The sequence below is a fragment of the Saccharomonospora iraqiensis subsp. paurometabolica YIM 90007 genome, assembly GCF_000231035.2.
Classification (GTDB): domain Bacteria; phylum Actinomycetota; class Actinomycetes; order Mycobacteriales; family Pseudonocardiaceae; genus Saccharomonospora; species Saccharomonospora paurometabolica.
Genome location: NZ_KI912187.1, coordinates 114,618 through 115,881 on the forward strand (window position 1 = coordinate 114,618; position 1,264 = coordinate 115,881).

General features: G+C 76.0%; 1 protein-coding gene. It reads left to right on the plus strand.

The features are described from left to right. The coding region (locus SACPADRAFT_RS31920) for a beta-ketoacyl synthase N-terminal-like domain-containing protein (protein ID WP_007027660.1) at positions 1–1,264 on the plus strand (1,264 nt) is incomplete at both ends.

Sequence of the window (1,264 nt, forward strand, 5' to 3'; positions counted from 1 at the left end):
GCCGCCGTGCTCGACCGGCTCGGCCCGCTCGACACCGTCGTCCACGCGGCCGGAACACTCGACGACGCCACCGTGGACAACACCACCGCCGACGCGCTCGCCGCCGCACGCCGCGCCAAGGTCGACGCCGCCCGGAACCTGGACCGGCTGGCCGGAGACGTCCGGGCGTTCGTGCTGTTCTCGTCGTTCGTCGGCGTCACCGGGAATCCGGGCCAGTCGGCTTACGGCTCCGCCAACGCGGCGCTGGACGCGCTCGCGCGTGACCGCCGCGCCCGTGGGCTGCCCGCCACCGCGGTTGCCTGGGGCCCGTGGGCCGGAGCGGGCATGGCTTCCTCCGCCGCCGAGGGATTCGTCCGCCGCGGCGTCCGTCCGCTCGTTCCCGCCAGGGCACTCGACGCGTTGTGGGCCGCGGTCGCGGGCACGGAACCCGTCGTGGTCCTTGCCGACGTCGACTGGGATCGGTTCGCCGCCACCGTCGGGGCCCCGCTGCTGCGCGATCTCACCCAGACCGGACCCGCCCCTGGTTCCGGCGCCGATCCCGTGCCCGTGGAGAACGCGCTCGACCTCGTTCTCGCGCACACCGCAGCCGCCCTCGGCCACGGCGACCCCGGCGCCGTGCCGCCCGACCGCAGCTTCCGAAGCCTCGGCTTCGACTCGCTGACCTCCGTCGAACTGCGCAACGCCCTCGCCGCCGCGACCGGTCTGCGGCTGCCCGTCGGCGTCCTCTACGACCATCCCAGCCCGCAGGCCCTCGCCGACCACCTCGGCCGGACCCGCGACAGCGGTCCCACGACCGCGCCCGCCGCCGCGGACGAGCCGATCGCCATCGTCGGCATGGCCTGCCGGTACCCGGGTGGGGTCCGCACTCCCGACGACCTCTGGGAACTCGTCGACGACGGCCGCGAGGCACTGGGCCCGCTGCCCGCGGACCGCGGCTGGGACCTGCGGGCGCTCGCCGCCGCGGGCGTCGTCGATCGCGGCGGGTTCCTCACCGGCGCCGACGAGTTCGACCCCGCCTTCTTCGGAATCTCGCCGCGCGAGGCGCTGGCGATGGACCCGCAGCAGCGCCTCCTGCTGGAGGCGTCGTGGGAGGCCCTCGAACGTGCCGGTCTGGACGCGGAGTCGTTGCGCGGCAGCGCCACCGGGGTGTTCGTCGGCGCGTCGCACCAGGAGTACGGGCCCCGCCTGGACGCGGTCGGCGACGAGGTCGCGGGCAACGCGCTGACCGGCGGGCACCTCAGCGTCGCCTCCGGCCGCCTCGCCT